The following is a 20,961-nucleotide window of genomic DNA, read 5'->3' on the forward strand; positions in this document are numbered from 1 at the left end:
CGTGGAACCAAGAACGAGAATCCCCGGCCTACGGCCCGCTGTCGCGAATGCCCTTCAGGGCGGGGAGTATGTCAACAAGTTGCGGCGGCGGCAGGAGTACGATTAGTTTAGCGCTTCCTCGCCGATCCCTGAGCCGGGAAAAGTAAGCCATGCCTGCCCCGATGATTCTTCTCAACCACGTCAGCAAGGTCTATGCCAACGGCACGGTGGCCTTGCAGGATATGAGCCTAGCCATTCCAGAGGGGCAGTTTGTCAGCTTGGTGGGGCCCTCGGGCTGTGGGAAAAGCACAGTGCTCCGGCTAATTGCCGGCCTGGGGCAGTTGACCAGTGGCTCTATTGAGTGGGGGGGCCACTGCCAGCAAAACCTCCCCAGCCGCCCGGTGGAACCCAAGTTGGCTTTTGTCTTCCAGGAGCCAGCCCTCCTGCCCTGGGCCACGGTGATGGAGAATGTGCGCTTGCCCCTGAAGTTGGCGGGCGAGCCTAGGGAGAAAGCGGAGCCCAAGGTATTGCAGGCGCTGCGCCAGGTGGGCTTGCAAGGGTTTGAGCGCAGTTTTCCCCGCGAGCTCTCAGGGGGGATGCGCATGCGCGTTTCCATTGCCCGCGCCCTCGTCACCCAGCCCCAGGTGCTGCTCATGGACGAGCCGTTTGGAGCTTTAGACGAGATCACCCGCAGCAAATTAAACAGTGAGCTGCTGGAGCTGTGGCAGGAGCAGCGGTGGACGGTAGTCTTTGTTACCCACAACATTTACGAGGCCGTCTACCTCTCCAACCGCGTCGTGGTCATGGCGGCCCGTCCGGGGCGAGTAGTGGCGGATATCCCCATCGATGCCCCCTACCCTCGGTCAGAAGACTTTCGCACCTCGCCCCTTTACAACGACTACTGTCGGGAGGTGGCAGCCCGTTTGCGCGAGGCTATGGGCAACACGACTCAGGAGCCTTACCTGCCTCCTCTCTCGGTTGGACGGTTGCGCTGACAGGATGCCTGTTTTTCTATGGTGGATCTCCTTGCCTTCCTTTTCCAGTTCCTGGATCGCCGGCTGGGATCCCTGCCTGTCCTGCCGGAGCGCTGGTCTTGGCATGGGTTGGCTGGGGCTCTGGGCGGTGGGGTGAAAAAGAGACTCAGGCCCGGCCCCCGCGGTGAGGCTGAGGTAGCTGGCTCTGGCCTGCCGACTTCTCCCCAGCGGTTGGATCTGGGCAGGTGGCTCAATCCAGATGTGATTGCCCCTGGGATCGTCGGCCTTCTCTTTCTGGGGCTTTGGGAGGTGGCGGTGCGGCTGACAGGGGTTCCCCCTTACCTGTTGCCGGGGCCGGTTTTGGTGGCCAGAACCCTGGTGAAGGAGTGGGGATCCCTTTTTCCCTCTCTGCTGGTTACCTTGCAGGTTACCGTGGTGGCTTTCCTCTTGGCTGCCATCTCTGGGCTGTTGCTGGCCGTTTTGTTTAGCCAGAGCAAATGGATTGAGCGCAGCCTTTTCCCCTATGCGGTGGTTTTGCAGACAACGCCCATCATTTCCATCGCGCCACTCATTATCATCTGGCTGCGCAACAACACCTTTGCGGCCATGGTGGTCTGCGCCTGGATTGTTGCCTTCTTCCCCATTCTCTCCAACACTACCCTGGGGCTAAACAGCGTCGATCACAACCTGCTCAACCTGTTTCAACTGTACAAGGCCAATCGCTGGCAAACTCTGATCTACCTGCGCCTGCCCAGCGCCCTGCCCTATTTCCTCGGGGGCTTGCGCATCAGCGGTGGCCTTTCTCTCATTGGAGCGGTGGTGGCCGAGTTTGTTGCAGGTAGCGGCGGGGAGCGGGCTGGGATCGCCTACCAGATTTTGATCTCCAGCTTTAACTTACAGGTGCCCCGCATGTTTGCGGCTCTGGTGCTGCTGACTGGCCTGGGGATCCTAATCTTTGTGGCCTTGAGCGCCCTGTCCGACAAAATCCTGGGCCACTGGCATGAAAGTGTTGTGCGCCGCGAAAACTAGGGGGGCTGCCTGGTGGCCAACTTGCCAGCGCCAGCAAGCTCCCAACCTAGGGTGTGGACCTATCTCGAAAAGCTCAGGAAAACAAGATAGGATGCCAGGAACCAGATTCGAACTGGTGACACGAGGATTTTCAGTCCTCTGCTCTACCAACTGAGCTATCCCGGCTTTCCGTAGCCCCTATTTTAGGGTGCTCAGGAGGTCTTTGGCAACAGGTAGCGCCCTAGTTTAGCCAAGGAGCTTTTCCAGGGCCTCCAGCTGCGGAATACAGAGGATGTTGCGGTTGCGATCCCGGCGGATCAACTCCTTTCGTTCTAGCTTGGAGAGAACGCGGGTAACGGTCTCCCTAGCTAAGCCGCTTAAGCTGCTCAGCTCCCGATGGGGTAAGTTGGGGATTTCCACACCGCTGCGGCTGACCCAGCCCCGGGATTCGGCCAAGAAGAGGAGAATATCGGCCACGCGGGCAACACTGCTGGCCTCGCGCAACTGCAGCCGCCGGTTAAGCTGCCGCAGACGGCGGGACATAAGCTGGGCAAGGCGAATGCCAGCCTGGGCATTGGCAGCCAAGAAAGCTAGAAAATGCTGGGCCGACAGAGAACAAACCTTGGTCGGTGTTAAGGCAACCACATCGCTGGAACGAGGCGCCTCATCCAAAGCGGCCATCTCTCCAAAGATCTCGCCTGGGCCGAGAATGGTGAGGGTAATCTCCCGCCCCTCTGTATCGTGAGTGCGAATCTTGACCCAACCCTCTAGGATGAAATAGACGGTACTGCCCCAGTCATTTTGCAACACGATGGCCTGGTTGACGGCATGGGAGCGCAGCGCCATCTGACGGGCTAGCGGCTCGAGTACCTCGGGGGAAAAGCCTTCAAACAACGGCATCAAGTGCAAATCCTTAGCCGTTACCTCGCTCACTGGTGATCTCCTGCAGTTGCGCTTGCCAATCTTGACTGGTGTCCAACACCGTCAAGTAAGACCGTTCCCCCTCGGAAAAATCCTGCCACTGCGCCTGCTGCTGGGCAAGGAGATCGGCAGTGGCATCGGCAATGTCGGCTAGGTTTCCTCCCTCGACTGTACCTGCGGCCATACGCCGTTGCAGACGCTCACGGAGGACAGGTTCAGGGGCGTAGCAGTGGAGGATGCGCAAGGGAATCCCGCACTTTTGGGCCTGTTCAATGGCCATGCCCCGCAGCGCTTGCCGGTCAAACTTGGCGTCGAGAATTACGCTATAACCCTCTCGGGCCAACTCCACGCCCAATTCCACCAGGCGGCGGTAGGTCTTCTCGGTCATCTCTGGCGTGTACACCTCCGGCCCCCCCCGCTGCCGCAGAGGGATCCCGGCCAAGTGCTTGCGCACGGCATCGGAGCGAATGTGAATGGCTCCCCGCTGCCGGGCTAGGTACCGGGCCACTGTACTTTTGCCCGCTCCCGAGAGGCCAGCCATCAAAAACAACTGTCCCTGTTTGGGAAGCGTGTATTCCCAGGCCAGTCGGTAGTAGCGGGCGGCAGTGTGGAAGGCATTGGCTTTGTCAGCTTCCGCAGCGGCAGGATCGTCCAGCAGAAAAGAGGTAACCTTGGCCCGCACATAGGCCTGGCGATTGAGGTAAATGGGCAAGATCTTCAGTCCTTCCCAGTCACCCGTTTCTTCCAGATAGGTGTTTAAATAGGCATTGCCCAGATCGGGGCGGTGGCGGGCGTCCAAATCCATCACCGCGTAGGATACGTCGTACATCGTATCCACAAAGCGGAAAGCCTCGTTGAACTCGATGCAATCAAACAGCAAGATCTGGCCTTCCCACCAACAGAGGTTGCCAAGATGCAGATCCCCGTGGCCTTCGCGGATGCGGCCTTGGGCCATTCTCTGGTAAAACAGCTCCTGCCGCTCGGCAAAAAAGCGCTCCGTGTAGGCTTGGGTCTCCTGATACTGCTCAGCCGTCTGGGGACCGCCCACGTAGCGCTGGGTTTGGGCGTAATTTTCGTCAAAGGCCTCCCGTACCCGCTCTGGCCGGCCAAAGCTGCGGATGTAGTCGTTGGTCTCAGCCTGGGCGTGAAAGGCTGCCACCACCCGTCCCAGCTCCTCCATCAAGGCTGGCGTCAGCTCCCCCCGCTCGAGGAGGTTGCTGAAGAGTTGCTCTTGGGGAAACTGCCGCATTTTAAGGGCGTACTCCACCGGCTCGCCACTGCTGCCAAGCTGAAACCGGCCTTGGGTTTGCCCAATGGGCAACACCTGGAGGTAAAGCCCCGGCGCCCCGCGCTGGTTTAGGCGCAGCTCTTCTTGGCAAAAGTGGCGCCGCCGCTCCAGGGTGGAGAAGTTTAGAAAGCCAAAGTCCACGGGCTTCTTCACTTTGTAGGCGTAGTCGCCCGTCAGGAGAACATAGGAGATGTGGGTTTGGAGAAGCTGGATCGGCTCCCGCACCGGATGGGGGTAAAACCCCGGCTCCAACATTGCTTGAATGAGGGGCGGCAGGTGGGCACTGGCCATAGAAAACTGGGGATAAGGGATCCCTATTTTCGCTTAGCCTCCAAAGGGCAAAGCAGCCTCTGGGGGTGAAAGGCGAATAATGCTGATCCCTTGCTTAACCAGAGTCTCTTGAGCGGCAGCAGAAAGGGCGTAGGGCCAGACCAAGTATTTGGTGTTGATGTAGTCTTGTCCTCGCTTGGCCAGGCTCACCTGTTCCGAAAGCATGCGCACTTCTGGCCCGCGGGTGATGATGGCTTCGGTGCGGCGGATGCGTTGCATCAGTTGGCTAAACAGCTCTTGGGGCTGCTGCACGAACACCACAATTGCCAGGTCGCAGGGATTGTAGTAGGTGCCGATGCCGCACAGCAGAAGAGCCTCGCTGGCAAGGACAAGCGTCTCCTCGTCTCCTAGGGCCACCACCGGGTAGAGAAAGGTGCGCACGTCTTCCGGCTGCCAGTGGTTAAAAGAACGGCTATCCACTTCTCCCCGCACCCACGAGGAAATTGGTGGGAAAACCGCTTCGCTCAGCAGCCGATAGACCGTCTGCGGCCGCCCCAGCCAGCAGAGGGCGTTCTCATAGAAGCTCTCGTTCTCCAGCAGGTGAGGGGTAAGTGGGTCAGCCATAGGCGGAGCTGGGCAGGGCCTCCCTTAGCCAGCCTAATCGGAAATGGTTAAGGCAATTTTGCCGAGAACGGATCCCTGCTCCAGCAAGCGGTGGGCAGCAGCCGCTTCGGCCAAAGGAAAGGTGTGGCTGAGACGGATACGCAGTTGGCCTTGGTCGATGAGGCGAGCGCACTGCCTGAGAATCTCTGCCTGATGTTGCTGGGCAGCAACAAGATTCTTCAGCATCGGCGTGAGCATCAGCTCAAAGCCTACCCGTAGGTTGCGGTCACGGGCCACCCGCCAATCGGTCTCCGGAGCAGGCGCCAGCAGCGTGACGAGATCGCCGTACACACGCACAGCCGGAAAGGTCTGCTCCAGTACTGGGCCGCCCAGGGTATCTAGCGCCAGATCCACTCCTTCCCCAGCCGTCCAGTCTAAGACAGCCCGCACAAAGTCAGTCTGGCGGTAGAAGATGGGCAGGTTGGCTCCCAGAGAACGGACGAACTCAGCCTTTTCTGGCGTGCTCACCGTAGTGGCCACCTCGCAGGCCCGCAGACGGGCCAGTTGGATGGCTACATGACCTACCCCTCCGGCGCCGGCGTGGATGAGCACCTTTTGGCCAGCCTGCAGCCGCCCTCGCTCGTAGAGGGCCTCCCAGGCAGTGATCAAAACCAGGGGAGCCGCAGCAGCTTCGGCAAAGCTAAGGGTTCTGGGCTTGGGAGCCACAAAGCGCTCATCGACCACAATCAGCTCAGCATAGTTCCCCGGTTGCTTGCCCAGGCCGCCATAGCAGAAGTAGACCTCGTCGCCAACCCGAAACTGCCGCACCCCGGATCCCACCGCTTCCACAACGCCAGCCCCGTCACACCCCAAGATGGCCGGCATCTCTTCTGGGTAGAAGGTACCTCGCCGCCGCAGCTTAGTGTCGATGGGGTTGACGCCAGCAGCCTTGAGACGAACAAGCAGCTCTCGCTCGCCGCGGATCTGGGGATCGGGCACTTCCTGGAGTTGCAAGACCTCCGGCCCGCCGGGCACGTTCATGACAACAGCTTTCATGTTTTCGCTGCCTTTGGCTTGAGTCCACCAACTGCTCCCCTTCTGCCCCCAGCGAGGGAGGCTGTGAGGGACATGCAAAGGGCGACCTTCGCGCTTGGGTTCAACGATGCCGTGCCTTCCTGGAAAGTTAGGACAAGGCTTCGGGCCGCGCCCCACGGCCGCTCTTTCCCTTCCCGGGAGATCCTTAGCGCGCTACCACGATGGTAACGTACCCCCACCAAAGCAAGGGATCTGGGAAGATTCCTGCCCTCTCTAGGAGGCAGAACCAGCGCCTAGATATCGGTTTCGCTGAGTTGGGCGCTCAGGTAGTCGAAGGGCTCGGCTACAAAGCTGTAGTCCTCGTCGGTGCCAAGCAGCTCTAGGGTGCGCCGCTTCATGTTTTGGATCCCAATGACGGTTGGAGCAATCGGCACACCAAGGGAGTTGTAGGTCTCTCGCAGACCGGCCAAAACGCGCTCGTCCAAAATGCTGTTGTCGCCAGCCACCAGGGCGTAGGAGGCATAGCGCAGGAAGTAGTCCATATCCCGCAGGCAGGTGGCGTAGCGGCGGGTGGTATAGGCGTTACCCCCTGGCCGGATCAGCTCCGGCACCTCGGCGAACAGGGCTGCCGCCGCCGTCTTGACAATGTCCACCGAGTTGAGGTTGATGACCTGCACAGCTTTGATGCGCCGCAACCCCGAATCGTAAAAGGCCCTAAGAGCGTCCATGGCATCCCGATCCAGGTAGCGGCCTGTCAGGTCGTAGGTTTTGATCAGGGTGGTTATGGCATCGCGCATATCCCCAACTCCGTTTTTGTGGCGTCTTATTTGTGGCGTCTTGAAAGGCTAGGTTGAGAAAAACGTCTTCAACTGCTCCCAGCAAGCAAGCCGCAGCCTCTGAGGCGTTCTCCGCTCCTGGTTGGCTCTCACGCAGTCTACCACACAGGAGGTTTTTCCCCGATAGGGAAATCAGGCATCCGGCAACAGCACCCGCAGCGGCTTGAGCGATCTGCCCTGGCGTTGTCCCAACCCCAAAAACTCTCCCTGGTGGCTTTTCACCCGCAGGGTCTCGGCAGTGGCCTGAGCGGGATCCAGAGGAATGGCCTGACCTTGCTGCCAGCGTCGGCTGTCTGAGGGTGACAGAGAAACTGACTCCCAGCTGGCAAAGCCCCACTCAATGGGCAGCAGGGCAGCAGCAGGATTGGCAGATCCCTGCCACACCTCTAGCGGCCAACTCTCTTCAAGGCGAAAAGGGCCACTTTGCAGCCGCCGCAGCTGGCTCATCAAGCCGCCACAGCCAAGCTTTTCCCCCACATCGCGGGCAAGGGCACGGATGTAGGTGCCGGGGCCACAGGCAATCTCCAGATCCACTTCCGGAAACTCGCCGGGACGCCAGTCCAGGATCTGCAGGTGCCGAATTACCACCCGCCGCGGCTCTAGCCCTAGCTCTGAGGCCTTTGCCCCCGCCCGCGCCAGCTCATAAAGCTTTTTCCCCTGCCGTTTGATGGCGCTGTAAAGAGGCGGCACCTGCCAGATCTCGCCGACAAACTCCCGCAGACATTCCTCCACCTGCTCGCGACTTAGCTCTGGGCAAGGGGATCCCACCTCCACCTGCCCCTCGACATCGTCAGTGTCGCTGCGCTGCCCAAAGCGAAAGGTTGCCCGGTACACCTTGTCTCCTGGCAAAAACGCCAAAAAGCGCGTCGCCCGCCCCACGGCGATGGGCAGAACTCCCGTTGCCGCCGGATCCAGGGTGCCCCCATGTCCCACCTGGCGGGTGCGCAAGGTTCGCCGCACTGCCGCCACGCAGTCGTGGGAGGTGAGCCCTGCCGGCTTATCTAGGTTGAGAAAGCCCTCCAGGGATCCCATAGTTAAGGTTTGTAACTAGGTTGCCGCAGCGCTTAACATGGGGTTGACTTCTGTTGTCAAGTTTGAAGCGCCCATGGCTCAATCCAACAAGTTATCTCAGCCTATCTGGCAGCGCCTGCTGATGATTGCCCCGTTTTTCCTTTGGGGTTCGGCAATGGTGGCGATGCGAGATGCCCTTTCTGAGACCACTCCGCTCTTCATTGCCATTCTGAGGCTGTTGCCAGCCGGGATCCTGGTTTTGGCCTTCCGGATCTGGCAGGGGCGGGCCTCCGGAGCGTCTCAGCCCTGGCATCCCCAGGGACTGCAGGGCTGGCTGTGGGTCTTGGCCTTTGCCCTGGTGGACGCCACCTGTTTTCAGGGATTTTTGGCCCAAGGGCTGCAGGAAACCGGCGCCGGCTTGGGATCTGTGCTAATTGACTCGCAGCCCCTGGTGGTAGCCCTGCTGGCCACCTGGTTTTACGGGGAGCGGCTGGGGGTGCTGGGCTGGCTGAGCTTGGGGCTAGGAGTTCTCGGCATTGGCCTTATTGGCCTTGGAGGGGGGGGATCCCTGCAGCTAGGAGCTGGCGTTGGCTGGATGTTGCTGGCTTCGCTGTCAATGGCCATCGGCACCGTGATGATGCCCAAGGTGGCAGAGGTGGCGGATCCCGTGTTGGCAACCGGCTGGCACATGGTGCTGGGTAGCCTGCCCTTGATCCTGCTTTCGGCGCTGACAGAAAGCGAGCAGTGGCAGCACCTAAGCGGCATCCATTGGCTGGATCTACTCTACGCCTCGGTGATGGGAAGCGCTGTGGCCTATGCCCTCTTCTTCTACTTCGCCTCCCAGGAAAATCTCACCGAGTTCAGCTCCCTGACCTTTCTCACCCCCGTGTTTGCCCTTTTCTTCGGCAGCACCCTCCTGGGCGAGACCCTCACCCCGCAGCAGTGGGTGGGCGTAGGCATTACTCTGCTCTGCGTGTACGTGATCAACCACCGGCAAAAATGGCAGGAGCGCTTGCCTCTGGTTTGGAAAGGGATCCTGGCCGAGCTGGGCCTTGCCCCTAGCCCTGTCGAAGTTCGCGAGGGGCAGTCTAAGTGAGGGATCCCTCAAGGCTCAGAAACCCCATTGCATCTCGCACCTTTTGAAGGGTTTGCTCGGCCACGGCACGGGCCTTGGCGGCATTTTCCCGCATTAGCTCGTGGAGGTAGCCAGGGTCACTCCAGAGCTCCTGGTAGCGCTTTTGAATGGGCTCTAGAGTGGCGATAATGCTGTCGGCAAGCAGGGGTTTGAACTGCGCCCATCCCATCTCGGCACATTCAGCCGCTACCTCCTCCTTGCTCTTGCCGGAGGTGAGCATGTAGATCGTCAGCAAATTGTGGGCCTCTGGGCGGGCCGGGTCGTCAAAGGTAATGCCTCGGATGGAGTCGGTCTTGGCTTTTTGAATCTTTTTGCGAATGGCATCCGGACTGTCCAGCAGGTGGATGCGGCTGAACTCGGAGGGATCCGACTTGGACATCTTGCGGGTGCCATCGGTCAAGCTCATGATCCGCGCCCCTTGCGGACGAATTAATGCCTCAGGGATGACAAATGTCTGCCCAAAGCGGTCATTAAAGCGGCGGGCAATGTCCCGACACAGCTCGATATGCTGCCGCTGATCCTCCCCCACGGGCACGTACTTGGGCTGGTAGAGGAGAATGTCCGCCGCCTGCAGAATGGGGTAGCTAAACAGGCCAACACTTGTCTCCTCTCCCTGTTTTTCTTTCTTTTCCTTGTACTGGATCATGCGCTCTGCCCAGTTCATGGGAGTGATAGTGGCAAACAGCCAGGCCAGCTCCGTATGGGCAGGCACATGGGACTGCACAAACAGCACACAATACTCCAGCTTGAGGCCACAGGCCAAATAAAGGGCAAACAGGGAACGGGTGCGCTCCCTCAACAGCTTGGGATCCTGGGGCACAGTGACCGCGTGCTGATCCACAATGCAAAAGAAGTTCTCGTAGTGCTCCTGGTCGGCCACCCAGTTTTTAATCGCCCCTAGGTAATTGCCCAGGTGCAGCTCACCAGAGGGCTGAATGCCGGAAAAGGTGCGCGGCTTGGCCATAGCACTCTCAAAGCCCACAAGACGGCAGACAAAAGCCAAGACAGTCTTTTTCAGAATACCAAGAGAGTCCTAGCCCTTCCTGACACTCATATGTCAGACCCCCAACCCGAACCGCTCCGCGCTGCCAATCACTACGTGCTGCTGATCCCGGGCCTGCCAGAGCAATTTCTCAGTTCTGAGGAATTGCAGGAGTTCCTCGTGCGGCTGCTTCAAGAACATCCCCATCTGGTGGATGCGGATCTGGCCCGCTACCCCACTCCCCAAGCCCAGGCACAACGGCTCATCGACACTACTTGTGAACTGGAAGTCTCCCCTGGTGAAACCGTACAGTGGCACCCGGTGCGCCTAAGCAAGCGCCGCTCGGCCTCTTCTGGGCAAAGCTCAACCTAGGGGTTTTGTGGGCGTGGTACAACGCAAAGAAGAGGCACCCTAGGGGAGGTCAACCATGCCCCGCGGCATGAAGAACGACAACTTCATCGACAAAACCTTCACTGTCCTGGCTGATCTAATCCTCAAGTTGCTGCCGGGGGTGAGTTCGGAGGAGAAGAAAGCCTTTGCCTACTACCGAGACGGCATGGCGGCCCAAAGCGAAGGGGAATATGCCGAGGCCCTAGAAAACTACCGCGAGGCTTTGGCTTTAGAGAAGGACGACCAAGACCGCAGCTACATCCTCTACAACATGGGCCTGATTTACCAAAGCACTGGAGACCTGGACAAGGCCCTGGAGTACTACCACCAGGCCCTAGAGCTCAACCCCCGCCTCTGCTCTGCCCTCAACAACATTGCCGTTTTGCTGCACCACAAAGGTGAGCAGAGTCTGCAAGCTGGGGATGAAGAAACGGCTGAGGCCCTATTTGACGAAGCTGCCCGATACTGGATCCGTGCCATTCGCATTGCCCCCAACAACTACATCGAGGCCCAAAACTGGCTCAAAACCACAGGGCGTGCCAACCTGGAGCTCTTTTGAGGTCTGGCTAAGGTAAACTCATCGGTAGCCCATAGGGCCAAGGAAGCAATGCTGACCCGCGAAGAAGTACGCCACGTCGCTCACCTGGCGCGGCTAGAGCTCACTGAGGAAGAGGAAATCCAGTTTACCCAGCAGCTAGCAGATATTCTGGCCTACGTAGAACAGCTTAAAGAGCTGGACACCGAAGGCGTAGAGCCTACTTTCCATGTCCTCGATATCGAGCTGCCCACTCGCCCCGATGAGGTGGAGCCCTACGCCAATGTCGAGGGGATCCTAGCTAACGCCCCCGACCGCGTCGACATGTTCTTCAAGGTGCCCCGCATTTTGGAAGAGGAAAGCTAAAAGCTGCACTCCTGCCGGCCTTCGCCCTAGCGCCAGAGGGCGAACTTTCTGGGGGCTTTGCTACCAACCCCCTTATGCCAGCAAATGCAAGGAGAAGCCTCAGCTCTCCTCTGCGGGGATGGCCTTGACCAGCTACTCCACCCCCTCGATCCGGTCTTCCACTTCCTGATACAGCTCCTGCAGGAGCTCGATGTTGGCTTGGGAAGTTTGCCAGTAGCCACGCCCGTGCACCTCCAGCAGGGTGCCGACGATGCGCCGGAAGGAGTGGGGGTTGAGGTTCATGAGGCGCTGCCGCATTGCCTCGTCCTTGATAAAGGTCTCGTTGGCCTCCTCATAGATCCAGTTGTCCACCGCACCTGCCGTGGCCGACCAGCCAGAGGTGTTCACCAGCCGCTTGGCAATCTCCCGCACCCCTTCGTAGCCGTGCTTGAGCATGCCCTCATACCACTTGGGGTTGAGGAGCTTGGTGCGGGCGTCCAGGCGAATGGTCTCGCTCAGGGTGCGGATCTGGGCATTGGGCGTGGTGGTATCGGCAATGTAGGCTGAGGGAGCCTTGCCGTCGGGGCGCAGGCTCTGCACCAGTTTGGTGGGATCCGCATCAAAGTAGTGGCTGACGTCTGTCAGACTAATCTCCGACGAATCCAGGTTTTGGAAGGTTACCTCCACCGTCTTCAGGCTGGCCTCAAAAAGCTGCCGCATCTGCTGGTTGGGCAAATTGGAGCCGAAGGCAAAGGACTTGCGGGATAGGTACATCTCCCGCAGCTCGCTTTCGTCCTCCCAAGAGCTGTTTTCCACGGCCAGGCTGATGTTGGCCGAGTAGGAGCCAGAAGCGTTGGAAAAGACCCGCGTTGCCGCCTGCTCCAGAGTCAGCCCCAATTCTTCTGCCTGCTGTAGGGCATGCTTGCGCACAAAGTTCAGCTCCAGCGGCTCATCGGCCAGGGCTGCTAGCTTCACTGCCCGGTCGAGAAGGGCCATTTGGTTGACAAAGAGATCCCGGAATACCCCGGAACAGTTCACCACCACGTCAATGCGGGGCCGCCCCAGCTCCTCCAGGGGGATGAGCTCCACTTTGTTGACCCGCCCCAGGGCATCTGGCTTAGGACGCACCCCCAGCAGGCAGAGCACCTGCGCCAGCGACTCGCCGTAGGTCTTGATGTTGTCCGTGCCCCAGAGCACCACTGAGATGGTCTCCGGGTACCTGCCGCCGTTGGCGCTCAGCTCCCGCGCCAGCAGCCGTTCCACCACAATCTCCGCCGACTTGATGGCCGCTGCCGTGGGGATGGACTGGGGATCCAAAGCATGGATGTTGCGCCCAGTTGGCAAGACGTTGGGGTTGCGGATGGGATCCCCTCCCGGGCCCGGCGGGATGTACTCCCCTTCCAAGGCCCGCAGCAGCGATCCTAGCTCGTAATCTGCCGTAATTTGCTTGAGGCACTCCTCCAGAAACTCAAACAAAGGCTTGAGCAGGTCTGGATCCACCTGGGGGTAGCCCGCCTCCTTCAGGGCCACCAGCCAGGGCGCCTGCCGTCCCATGTTGAAGAAGTTGAGCTTGGCCACGCGCGAGACCCGCCCCTGGGCGTCGGTCTGTTCCCGCACGAGCGCGGCCACTGCTTTATGGCAGGCCTTGTTGATGCGATCCAGCAGCTCTGTATCCGCCAGGTGCCCCCGATCCCGGTTGCGGTAGATTTCGTCGATATCCCGACCCAGGCTCTGGGCAATGATGCGGGGTAGGCCGAGGATCCCTTCCTCCGGCCGGTCAATGCTGGCAATGCTTACCAAGGTGGCAATCGCCTCTTCTGCTGTGGGGGGCGCCCCAATCACATGCAGCCCACAGGGCAACAGCCGCGACTCAATCTCCATCAGCTTGGCGTAGAGCTTGCCCACCACCGTGTCCCGTTCCTCTAGGGTGAGCTGGGCAGCGTCCACCGTCGGCAGCTCCACGTCTTTGTCTAGGTTGACTAGCCGCGCCTTGTCGCAGATGGCATTGACAATGGCAATGCCCCGCGCCCCCTCCCGCAGGGTTTGGTAAGAGCCAATCAGGTCCCGCAGCTCCTGCAGCCCCTTGTAGAGGCCAGCGTTTTCTGCTGGCGGTGTCAGGTAGCTGATGGTGCAGGCATAGCCGCGCCGCTTGGCGATGGTGGCCTCGCTGGGGTTGTTGGCAGCGTAGTAGTAAAGGTTGGGCAGGGATCCAATTAGGTTATCCGGGTAGCACTCGCTGGACATGCCAATCTGCTTGCCCGGCATGAACTCGAGAGACCCGTGGGTGCCAAAATGGATGACCACGTCGGCTTTCCAAACCTTTTCCAGGTAGGTGTAGTAGGCGGCAAAGCCGTGGTGGGGACTGGCCGACCTGGAAAAGAGCAGCCGCATGGGATCCCCTTCGTAGCCAAAGGTGGGCTGCACCCCGATGAACACGTTGCCAAAGTGCTTGCCGTAAATCAGTAGATTTTGCCCATCGGTGTTCAGGTGCCCTGGAGCTGGACCCCAGTATTTCTCAATGGCTTTGACGTAGGGGGTCAGGGCCTCGTACTCCCGCACCGACAGCTTGGCCGCTACATTCAGCTCCGGGCTAGCGTACTGAGCTTGGGGATCGTGGAGGATAGACTCCATCAGCTCCTGAGGGGTTTTGGGCAGCTCTGGCCCCAGGTCGTAGCCATTGTGGGCCAGCGCCTGCATCACCCGGTGGATGGAGGCAAACACATCCAGGTAGGCGGCTGTTCCCACATTGCCTTTGTCGGGCGGAAAGCTGAAAATGGTGATGGCAATTTTCTTCTCTATCTTGGGCTTGCGCCGCAGATTGGCCCATTTAATGGCCCGCGCTGCAATCAGCTCAATCCGATCCTGCATCGCGTGAGCTTTGCCGGTGACGGCGTCCCGCCCCGAGAGGATGATTGGCTCAATGGCCCCGTCCAGCTCGGGAATGGCAACTTGCAGCGCCACCTGCACGGGGTGCAGGCCCAAGTCACTGTTGGCCCATTCCTCGGTGGATTGAAACACCAAGGGCAGGGCCACCATATAGGGGCGATTGAGCCGCTTGAGTGTCTCCACTGCCTTGGGGTGATCCTGCCGCGCTGGCCCGCCCACTAGGGCAAACCCGGTTAGCGACACCACTACATCCACAATGGGTGCCGTCTTCTGCTCGTTCCAGAAAAACTCGTTCACTGGCTTGGAGAAGTCCAAGCCGCCGGCAAACACCGGCACCACTCGCGCCCCGCGCGACTCCAGCTCTTGCACCATGGCGACGTAGTGGGCATCGTCCCCCGTCACCAGGTGGGTGCGCTGCAGCACCAGCCCCACGCAGGGGGCCAAGGGATCCTTCACGTCCTCTGGCAGATCCTCGCGGGCATTGTACCAGTCCCAGTACTCCGCCAGGCTGGCAAACATTTGTGGTGCCAGCGGGTGCCAGATACCCATCTCCAAGTAGGTAACCGGCTCAGCAAAGGAGAGCTGCCCCCGCATCCCTGGCAGGTAGCGATCCGCCAGCATGAGCAAAAAGTTCTCCAGGTTCTCCCGGGATCCGCCCAGCCAGTACTGGAAGCTGAGCATGAAGTTGCGGGCATCCTGCGCCTTGTCGAAGGGCAAGTACTTCAACACCTTGGGCAGGGTCTGCAGCAGCTTCAGCATCCCCTCTTGGAAGCTGGATCCTTGCTGGCGCTTGCGCATGAACTGGGCAATGGCGCTCTTGGACTGCCCTAGCTGCGCCATGGAAAAGGATCCCAGCTTATTAAGGCGCATCACCTCCGGCATGGAGGGGAAGACCACCACCGCATCCAGCCGCTCCCGCAGGGGCTCCACCGCCTGCACCACCTTCTGGGCAATGTCTTCGATAAAAATCAGGGATCCAATAAAGACGTTGGCTGTCTCCAGATCCCGCTGGAAAGCCTCATACCCCGAGGGATCCCGCAGCTCCTCCACCAAGTACCCCGACAGCTCCACCGCCAGCTTAGGGTTGTGGGCATTGATGCGCTGCACCGCCGCCGTCAGGGCGCTCTGATACTGCGGCTCCAACACCACGTACACCACCTTCATCAAGCGGCGATCCCCCACCTCAGCAGGGGCAACGTGGCGGGTGATGGGCTTAACCAGAGTAAACATGCGGTCGCTCTCCGTCCGGTGATGCAAACAGCCTACGGGTAAGCATTATCCCTTATGACCTGTTTCCCGTTCTACCCGAGAAACGGAACTGAGCTGGTTGGGAACCGTTACATGTGTAACAATTCGCAATAACTCTTGAGGTCCACAGGGATGAGGGGATCCCTCCGCCAGAAGGCATCCCTTCAAGCATCTCTAATGGACTTCTGACCCCACAACCGCCTTTGTTGAGCCCTGAGGGTGGGTTCGTGGCGCGTTGCAGCGTAAACTGTCCAGTTTGCCGCAATAATAGTATTGACAGCATGGGGTGGCAGCTAAACAGGCCTTGCACCGCGACGGGGGCTGCATTACGAGTTTGTACGACGCTACGCCGTTGCGGGGGCTGCGGCGGGTGAACTTTTGCGTTAGCCGGACGCACACGCAAGAGAGACATGGCGTACTTTGTCCAACTGTTTTCCCCTGAGACATATGAGGCCTTCAGCCGTTCCGATCGAACGGTGTCCGGTTTTCCCCTTCGTCGGTGGGGTGTTGCCGGCAAAGTCAAGACCGGCGACAGGCTTGTCTGCTACGTGACGAAGCTTTCGAGATGGGTCGGGGTGCTGGAGGTTCTGGAAGGACCGTACCTGGACGAAACCCCGCTGTTCTTTCCTGTCGGTGATCCATTTGTAGTTCGCTTCCGAGTCAGACCGATTGCTTGGTTGTCCGTTGAAAAGGCCCTTCCTATTCATGAAGACCACGTGTGGAGTGCTCTCTCTTTCACGCGTGGTCAAAGCAGGAGTTCGTCTACGTGGACTGGCAAGCTTCGTGGGGGCCTAGTTCAGCTTGACGAGAACGATGAGGCGTTTCTTGAGGCAGCGATCAAGGCCCAGGCCTCTGGAGAGGTGACGTATCCCGTCGATGAAAACGAGTACAAAAGACTTCTCACTCATCGCATTCGCAGAGCGGACAAGGACGTGTCGGTGATCGTCCCAGAAGGAACCGAAGTAGTGGAGGCTCCACCGGAGCCGGAAGAGGAGGTACGGGAATCCATCAAGATTCAGGCGCTCCTCGCTGAGATTGGTTCCAGGATGGGAATGCAGATCTGGCTTCCAAGATCCGACAGGGCTGCGGTGCTAGCGGAGTGGCGGGGAGATCACCCACCCATCCTTGAGCGCCTACCGTTGAATTACGATGACACCACCCTGAGGACAATCGAGCAAATTGACGTCCTCTGGCTTAAGGGTCGGGCGATCAAGCGCGCTTTCGAGGTGGAGCACACAACTTCGATCTACTCCGGCATTCTGCGAATGGCTGACCTACTTGCACTCCAACCGAACATGGACATCTGCCTTCACATCGTGGCGCCAGCCACACGGCGGGAGAAGGTCCTTCAGGAGTTGCGCCGGCCCGTCTTTTGCCTCTTGATAGGGGACCGCTTGCGGAGAGCTGCACATTCCTTTCATACGACAGCGTGCGCGAGCTCGCGCGTCAACCACATCTATCGCACCTCTCCGAAAGCGTTTTGGATGAGTACGAAGAAGAGGCCGAACGGTAGGCCGGCTAACAACCGGTTGCAGGGGGCAGCGCTACTTTCACTGCTTTCGACCCTGGGCTAGATTACAGGCTGGGACTTTAGGCAGCAGGTGAGTTAAGGCGTCAAGTCGTTAATCCTAACAGCTTGTGGGTGATGAGGAGAGATCCCATCTCGTCATGCGTGCATATTACCTACAACATGTGCCGTTTGAGGGTCTTGGCTACATAGAGTCCTGGCTTAGAGCCAAGGGATACCCTGTAACAGGCACAAGGTTCTTTGAATCGACGAGATTGCCGAGCTTGGATGAATTTGACATGCTCATCGTCATGGGTGGCCCTATGAGTGCCAATGACGAAAGCACGTTTCCTTGGCTGGGCCAGGAGAAAGAGTTCATCCGCAATGCTATCGAGGCTGGCAAGTCTATTTTGGGCATCTGTCTGGGGGCGCAACTGATTGCCAGCGCAATGGGGGCTCGGGTGTTTCCCAATCCTGTCAAGGAAATAGGCTGGTGGCCGGTGCAAGGGATCCAACCGGCTAACGAGCTGTCCTTTCGCTTCCCGCCTTCGATTGAGGTTTTTCACTGGCACGGGGAAACTTTCGAGCTGCCGCCCGGTGCAATTCACCTTGCCAAAAGCGAAGGCTGTGAGAATCAGGCCTTTCAGCTTGGACGCTCAGTGATCGGCCTCCAGTTTCACTTGGAAACCACGCCAGAACTGGTGCAAGGGCTTGTCTCCAACTGCCGCGACGAACTATTGCCATCTACCTATGTGCAGTCAGAGGCAGAAATCCTCTCAGCCTCCCCTGAGAAGTACCAAGCCATAAACTGTCTAATGGGCGAGGTCCTCTCCTTTCTCTGTCGTTGCAATCCCTAGCCCAGTGCCACGCTCTAGAGGGCGGCTAGATTTGTAAAATGCGGATCTGCAAGCCCAAGTTGCCAAGGAACTAGACGTGGGCCATCAAGTTCTAGGGCTGGGGATCGCAGGTCGGTCGGCTGCACGGCTGCTGCGAGCGCAAGGAAAAGAGGTTTGGGTCTGGGACGAGCAGGACTCGGAGATCTTGCGGCAACGGCAGGCGGATCTGGAACGAGAGGGGATCTCTGTCCAGCTGGGCCAGCCTTTTCAACTGCTGCCAGGGGTGGAGCAAGTGGTGGTTAGCCCCGGCATTGCCTGGGATCACCCGCTGCTGCAAGAGGCACGTCGGCAAGGGATCGAGGTGTTGGGAGAGGCGGAGCTGGCCTGGCAGTTTCTAGAGCATCTGCCTTGGGTGGGGATCACGGGCACCAACGGCAAAAGCACCACCACGGCCCTAGTGGCGGAGATGTTCAAGGCGGCGGGGCTGGAAGGGATCCCTTGCGGCAACATTGGCTTGCCCCTGTCCCAAGTGGCTCTGGAGATCTGGCAAGGGCAGCGTCGGCCAGATTGGATCGTGGCAGAGCTGAGCAGCTACCAACTGGAGGCCAGCAGCCGCCTGATGAAGAGCTCCCCTGGCAGCCCACCCCGCATTGGGGTGTGGACAACTTTCACCCCAGATCACCTAGAGCGGCACGGCACGCTGGAGCGCTATGCCAGCTTTAAGGCGCGGCTGCTGGAGCGGGCCCAGTGGCGGGTGGTCAATGGCGAGGACCCCTACCTCTTTCGCCGGCGGCGAGACTGGGAAAAGACCTACTGGGTCTCGCTGCAAGATCCGCAAGCGGATGTCTTCCTGCGAGGGAGCACGCTTTACATCCAGGGGGAAGCGGTGGCGGAGCTGGAGGACTTTGCCGAGCGCTGCCCTGGCTCGCACAACTTGCAGAACTTGCTCTTGGCAGCAGCGGCTGCTCATCTAGCCGGGATCCCCAACGCTGCCGTTCAAGCCGCCATCCGCTCTTTTGCCGGCATGCCCCATCGGCTGGAACGGGTGGCCCAAATCCAGGTGGGATCTACCCCCATCCGCTTTGTCAACGACAGCAAGGCCACCAACTACGAGGCCGGCTGGGTAGCGCTCAACGCCCTCTCCCCGCCCATTATCCTCATTGCCGGTGGAAGGGCCAAACAGGGGGATCCCTCGGCCTGGCTGCGGCTTATTCAGGCCAAGGTGGCCCGCGTGTTGCTCATTGGGGAGGCTGCTCCTAAGCTGGCCAAGGCCCTTCAGGAAATCCGCTATACTGACGTCGAGATCCTGCCGACCCTAGATATGGCGGTGGAAAGGGCCTTTGCAGCCGCCTGCTCCCTAGCGCAAGCCCTAGCCAATCCAGCTCAGCCCATCACCGTTTTGCTGTCACCTGCTTGTGCCAGCTTCGACCAGTACCCCAGCTTCGAGCACCGTGGCCACCACTTTCGAGCCTGCTGCCAAGCCCTGGTGGGATTCCTGGAACGCTGAAGCGCGCTGGCTGCGTTGGCTGACGCTGGTCTGGCTGGGGATAGGGCTGGCGGTATTGTTTTCGGCCTCCTACCCGGTGGCGCAGCAGACTACCGGCGATGGCCTCTACTTTTTTAAGCGCCAGTTGCTTTGGGCGGGGCTGGGGCTGGCCTGCTTCACCCTCTTGGTGCGTATCCCCTTGCAGCGCTGGTTCCCCTGGGCCGGGATCCTCTGCCTGCTGGGCATTGGCTTGGTCTGGGCTACCCAGGTGCCGGGGCTAGGGGTTTCCCGCCTGGATGCCAGTCGCTGGCTGGATTTGAAGGTGATCCCTGTCATCCAGCCTTCGGAACTGCTCAAGCCCCTGCTGGTGCTCCAGGGAGCTTGGGTGTTTGGCCGTTGGTTCGAGCATCCCCGCTGGTTTCGTAGAGTCTGGGTTGGGCTCTTTGCTTTGGGGCTGCTGGGGATCCTCACCCAGCCCAACTTGGGCACCACTGCCATCTGCGGTCTCACTCTCTGGGTTATGGCCTGGACGGCTGGGGTCCCCCTCTTCGCCCTTTTGGCTACGGCAGGCCTGGGGACGCTAGCAGCAGTGGTGAGCATCCTCAGCAAAGACTACCAACGGCGGCGCATCCTGGCTTTTTTGGATCCCTGGGGCAATGCCCGAGGAGATGGCTACCAGTTGGTGCAAAGCCTCTTGGCTATTGGCTCAGGGGGGTGGTGGGGCAAAGGCTACGGTCTTTCTCAACAAAAGCTGTTCTACTTGCCCATCCAGTACACGGACTTCATCTTTGGGGTCTATGCGGAGGAGTTTGGCCTAGTGGGATCCCTCTTCTTCCTGGTGCTGTTGGGCTCCTATACCTGGGTGAGCTTGCGAGTCATGTGGCGCTGCCCAGATCTGCCCACTCGTCTAGTGGCCTGTGGCTGCCTGATGTTCCTGGTGGGCCAGGCCTTGCTCAACATCGGCGTGGTGAGCGGGATGCTGCCAACTACAGGGGTGCCCCTGCCTCTAGTGAGCTACGGGGGTAGCTCGATTCTCTCGGCGCTGATCATGGCGGGACTGCTGGTGCGCGCTGCCCGCGAGGTCGGCTGACCATTTTACTCGGCAGCCAGTAGATAGAGACTTTTGGGTTCAGATGGGATCAATCGGTACGGATCTGCTTGGTTAAGCTCTCGACAGAGGCGAGCAAAAGACTGGAGACCTTCAAGGCGCTCGGTGAGCTCGCTGAGGGTATCTAGGTATTCGGCTAAAGCAGCTTGGGAAAGGTACCAAGACTTGTCCAGCTCCTGGAAATAGGCCATCTGAAACTCGACGGAAAGATTCTTTTCTCTGAGAAAGACCTGCTCTGGCGTAAGCCCTCGATCAAATGGGGAAAGACGAGCAATGCGCTGGATGCGTTCGCTAGAGATGCGGCCAGCGAAGCCAGAAGCCTTGTACGTATAGGCCGTCCGGAGCTGAGGCCGATCTGCTGGCAAGAGAGCTGCACACCACCTTTCGCTCAGTTCCCGGAAACGAGGGACCTCGAAGTTTAGGACATCAACAGCATCTTGAAGGTACCCATGTTTAAGCAGAAGCTGGGATTCCGCCGCTAGGGAAACTGCCCAACCCTTGAGAGCAATATCGCTGAGCAATAGGCAGTGGGCCTGGCGCTCAACAGGGATCTGATGGGCTTGGTCAGAGAAAAAAAT

At 59.5% G+C, this 20,961-nt stretch carries 19 protein-coding genes and 1 tRNA gene; 10 read left to right on the top strand and 10 right to left on the bottom strand.

Translation table 11 applies throughout. From position 1 onward, the window contains the following. Positions 1-149 precede the first annotated feature (149 nt). Together NW807_RS07585 and NW807_RS07590 are read left to right on the top strand one after the other, a co-directional pair. Entirely contained in the window at positions 150-974 is an 825-nt protein-coding gene (locus NW807_RS07585) for an ABC transporter ATP-binding protein (protein WP_414425726.1), read from the top strand. Between the two features lie 18 nt (positions 975-992). Beyond that, positions 993-1,982 (top strand): ABC transporter permease, encoded by a 990-nt coding sequence (locus NW807_RS07590; protein WP_414425727.1) that lies wholly within the window; start codon positions 993-995, stop codon positions 1,980-1,982. Positions 1,983-2,074: 92 nt separating this feature from the next. On the opposite strand, the gene NW807_RS07595 is transcribed toward NW807_RS07590, so the two are convergent. The 7 genes from NW807_RS07595 to truB all read right to left on the bottom strand — a co-directional run bounded on the left by NW807_RS07595 (position 2,075) and on the right by truB (position 7,946). Beyond that, positions 2,075-2,147: transfer RNA gene (locus NW807_RS07595), tRNA-Phe, on the bottom strand. Between the two features lie 60 nt (positions 2,148-2,207). Beyond that, on the bottom strand, positions 2,208-2,861 hold the full coding sequence (locus NW807_RS07600) for a Crp/Fnr family transcriptional regulator (RefSeq protein WP_414420100.1): 654 nt from the start codon (positions 2,859-2,861) through the stop codon (positions 2,208-2,210). Positions 2,862-2,874: 13 nt separating this feature from the next. After that, positions 2,875-4,461: an AAA family ATPase gene (locus tag NW807_RS07605; protein ID WP_414425728.1), complete on the bottom strand. Its 1,587-nt coding sequence runs from the start codon at positions 4,459-4,461 to the stop codon at positions 2,875-2,877. Positions 4,462-4,494: 33 nt separating this feature from the next. Next, the gene (locus NW807_RS07610) at positions 4,495-5,064 is read right to left on the bottom strand and encodes a hypothetical protein (protein WP_414396817.1); all 570 of its coding nucleotides are present in this window, start codon (positions 5,062-5,064) and stop codon (positions 4,495-4,497) included. 33 nt (positions 5,065-5,097) lie between these two features. Continuing rightward, entirely contained in the window at positions 5,098-6,099 is a 1,002-nt protein-coding gene (locus tag NW807_RS07615; protein WP_414425729.1) for a zinc-dependent alcohol dehydrogenase family protein, read from the bottom strand. Between the two features lie 272 nt (positions 6,100-6,371). After that, a complete protein-coding gene (gene apcB / locus NW807_RS07620; protein ID WP_414425730.1) occupies positions 6,372-6,875 on the bottom strand; it encodes an allophycocyanin subunit beta in 504 nt (167 codons plus the stop codon). Positions 6,876-7,046: 171 nt separating this feature from the next. Then, complete coding sequence (gene truB / locus NW807_RS07625) at positions 7,047-7,946, bottom strand: tRNA pseudouridine(55) synthase TruB (protein ID WP_414425731.1); 900 nt, start codon at positions 7,944-7,946, stop codon at positions 7,047-7,049. Positions 7,947-8,019: 73 nt separating this feature from the next. Between truB and NW807_RS07630 the strand changes: the two genes are divergently transcribed. After that, positions 8,020-9,021, top strand: coding sequence for a DMT family transporter (locus NW807_RS07630; RefSeq protein WP_414425737.1), 1,002 nt, complete (start codon positions 8,020-8,022; stop codon positions 9,019-9,021). Here NW807_RS07630 and trpS read toward each other — a convergent pair. Further along, positions 9,014-10,024: a tryptophan--tRNA ligase gene (gene trpS, locus NW807_RS07635; protein ID WP_414425732.1), complete on the bottom strand. Its 1,011-nt coding sequence runs from the start codon at positions 10,022-10,024 to the stop codon at positions 9,014-9,016. The genes NW807_RS07630 and trpS overlap by 8 nt on opposite strands. Before the next feature lie 90 nt (positions 10,025-10,114). Here trpS and NW807_RS07640 point away from each other — a divergent pair, with 90 nt between their 5' ends. Genes NW807_RS07640 through gatC form a run of 3 tightly spaced genes read left to right on the top strand, consistent with a single transcriptional unit; the run spans position 10,115 to position 11,333 of the window. Then, entirely contained in the window at positions 10,115-10,414 is a 300-nt protein-coding gene (locus NW807_RS07640; protein WP_414410066.1) for a chlororespiratory reduction protein 7, read from the top strand. 55 nt (positions 10,415-10,469) lie between these two features. Further along, the gene (locus tag NW807_RS07645) at positions 10,470-10,991 is read left to right on the top strand and encodes a photosystem I assembly protein Ycf3 (protein WP_414396804.1); all 522 of its coding nucleotides are present in this window, start codon (positions 10,470-10,472) and stop codon (positions 10,989-10,991) included. Between the two features lie 48 nt (positions 10,992-11,039). Beyond that, positions 11,040-11,333, top strand: coding sequence for an Asp-tRNA(Asn)/Glu-tRNA(Gln) amidotransferase subunit GatC (gene gatC / locus NW807_RS07650; protein ID WP_414396802.1), 294 nt, complete (start codon positions 11,040-11,042; stop codon positions 11,331-11,333). Between the two features lie 132 nt (positions 11,334-11,465). Here the strand turns inward: gatC and NW807_RS07655 are convergent, their stop codons facing one another. Next, positions 11,466-15,428: a magnesium chelatase subunit H gene (locus NW807_RS07655; RefSeq protein WP_414396799.1), complete on the bottom strand. Its 3,963-nt coding sequence runs from the start codon at positions 15,426-15,428 to the stop codon at positions 11,466-11,468. A gap of 428 nt (positions 15,429-15,856) precedes the next feature. Here NW807_RS07655 and NW807_RS07660 point away from each other — a divergent pair, with 428 nt between their 5' ends. The 4 genes from NW807_RS07660 (at position 15,857) to NW807_RS07675 (ending at position 20,365) form a co-directional block, all read left to right on the top strand. Continuing rightward, the gene (locus NW807_RS07660) at positions 15,857-17,020 is read left to right on the top strand and encodes a hypothetical protein (protein WP_414425733.1); all 1,164 of its coding nucleotides are present in this window, start codon (positions 15,857-15,859) and stop codon (positions 17,018-17,020) included. 94 nt (positions 17,021-17,114) lie between these two features. Then, positions 17,115-17,810, top strand: a complete 696-nt coding sequence (locus NW807_RS07665) for a type 1 glutamine amidotransferase (protein ID WP_414425738.1) — start codon at positions 17,115-17,117, stop codon at positions 17,808-17,810. Positions 17,811-17,886: 76 nt separating this feature from the next. Then, positions 17,887-19,296, top strand: a complete 1,410-nt coding sequence (gene murD / locus NW807_RS07670) for a UDP-N-acetylmuramoyl-L-alanine--D-glutamate ligase (protein WP_414425734.1) — start codon at positions 17,887-17,889, stop codon at positions 19,294-19,296. Then, positions 19,241-20,365 (top strand): FtsW/RodA/SpoVE family cell cycle protein, encoded by a 1,125-nt coding sequence (locus NW807_RS07675; RefSeq protein WP_414425735.1) that lies wholly within the window; start codon positions 19,241-19,243, stop codon positions 20,363-20,365. The genes murD and NW807_RS07675 overlap by 56 nt, the downstream gene beginning before the upstream one ends. 5 nt (positions 20,366-20,370) lie before the next feature. On the opposite strand, the gene NW807_RS07680 is transcribed toward NW807_RS07675, so the two are convergent. Beyond that, a partial coding sequence (locus NW807_RS07680; protein ID WP_414425736.1) for a hypothetical protein occupies positions 20,371-20,961 on the bottom strand: 591 nt, incomplete at its 5' end.

The sequence above is a fragment of the Synechococcus sp. R70.1 genome (genome assembly GCF_047461675.1).
Classification (GTDB): Bacteria; Cyanobacteriota; Cyanobacteriia; order Thermostichales; family Thermostichaceae; genus Thermostichus.

Bases quoted from the DNA above. Each gene is read 5' to 3' on its own strand.
- NW807_RS07585 (WP_414425726.1), top strand. From the start codon at position 150: ATGCCTGCCCCGATGATTCTTCTCAACCACGTCAGCAAGGTCTATGCC.
- NW807_RS07590 (WP_414425727.1), top strand. From the start codon at position 993: ATGGTGGATCTCCTTGCCTTCCTTTTCCAGTTCCTGGATCGCCGGCTG.
- NW807_RS07600 (WP_414420100.1), bottom strand. From the start codon at position 2,861: ATGCCGTTGTTTGAAGGCTTTTCCCCCGAGGTACTCGAGCCGCTAGCC.
- NW807_RS07605 (WP_414425728.1), bottom strand. From the start codon at position 4,461: ATGGCCAGTGCCCACCTGCCGCCCCTCATTCAAGCAATGTTGGAGCCG.
- NW807_RS07610 (WP_414396817.1), bottom strand. From the start codon at position 5,064: ATGGCTGACCCACTTACCCCTCACCTGCTGGAGAACGAGAGCTTCTAT.
- NW807_RS07615 (WP_414425729.1), bottom strand. From the start codon at position 6,099: ATGAAAGCTGTTGTCATGAACGTGCCCGGCGGGCCGGAGGTCTTGCAA.
- apcB (WP_414425730.1), bottom strand. From the start codon at position 6,875: ATGCGCGATGCCATAACCACCCTGATCAAAACCTACGACCTGACAGGC.
- truB (WP_414425731.1), bottom strand. From the start codon at position 7,946: ATGGGATCCCTGGAGGGCTTTCTCAACCTAGATAAGCCGGCAGGGCTC.
- NW807_RS07630 (WP_414425737.1), top strand. From the start codon at position 8,020: ATGGCTCAATCCAACAAGTTATCTCAGCCTATCTGGCAGCGCCTGCTG.
- trpS (WP_414425732.1), bottom strand. From the start codon at position 10,024: ATGGCCAAGCCGCGCACCTTTTCCGGCATTCAGCCCTCTGGTGAGCTG.
- NW807_RS07640 (WP_414410066.1), top strand. From the start codon at position 10,115: ATGTCAGACCCCCAACCCGAACCGCTCCGCGCTGCCAATCACTACGTG.
- NW807_RS07645 (WP_414396804.1), top strand. From the start codon at position 10,470: ATGCCCCGCGGCATGAAGAACGACAACTTCATCGACAAAACCTTCACT.
- gatC (WP_414396802.1), top strand. From the start codon at position 11,040: ATGCTGACCCGCGAAGAAGTACGCCACGTCGCTCACCTGGCGCGGCTA.
- NW807_RS07655 (WP_414396799.1), bottom strand. From the start codon at position 15,428: ATGTTTACTCTGGTTAAGCCCATCACCCGCCACGTTGCCCCTGCTGAG.
- NW807_RS07660 (WP_414425733.1), top strand. From the start codon at position 15,857: ATGGCGTACTTTGTCCAACTGTTTTCCCCTGAGACATATGAGGCCTTC.
- NW807_RS07665 (WP_414425738.1), top strand. From the start codon at position 17,115: ATGCGTGCATATTACCTACAACATGTGCCGTTTGAGGGTCTTGGCTAC.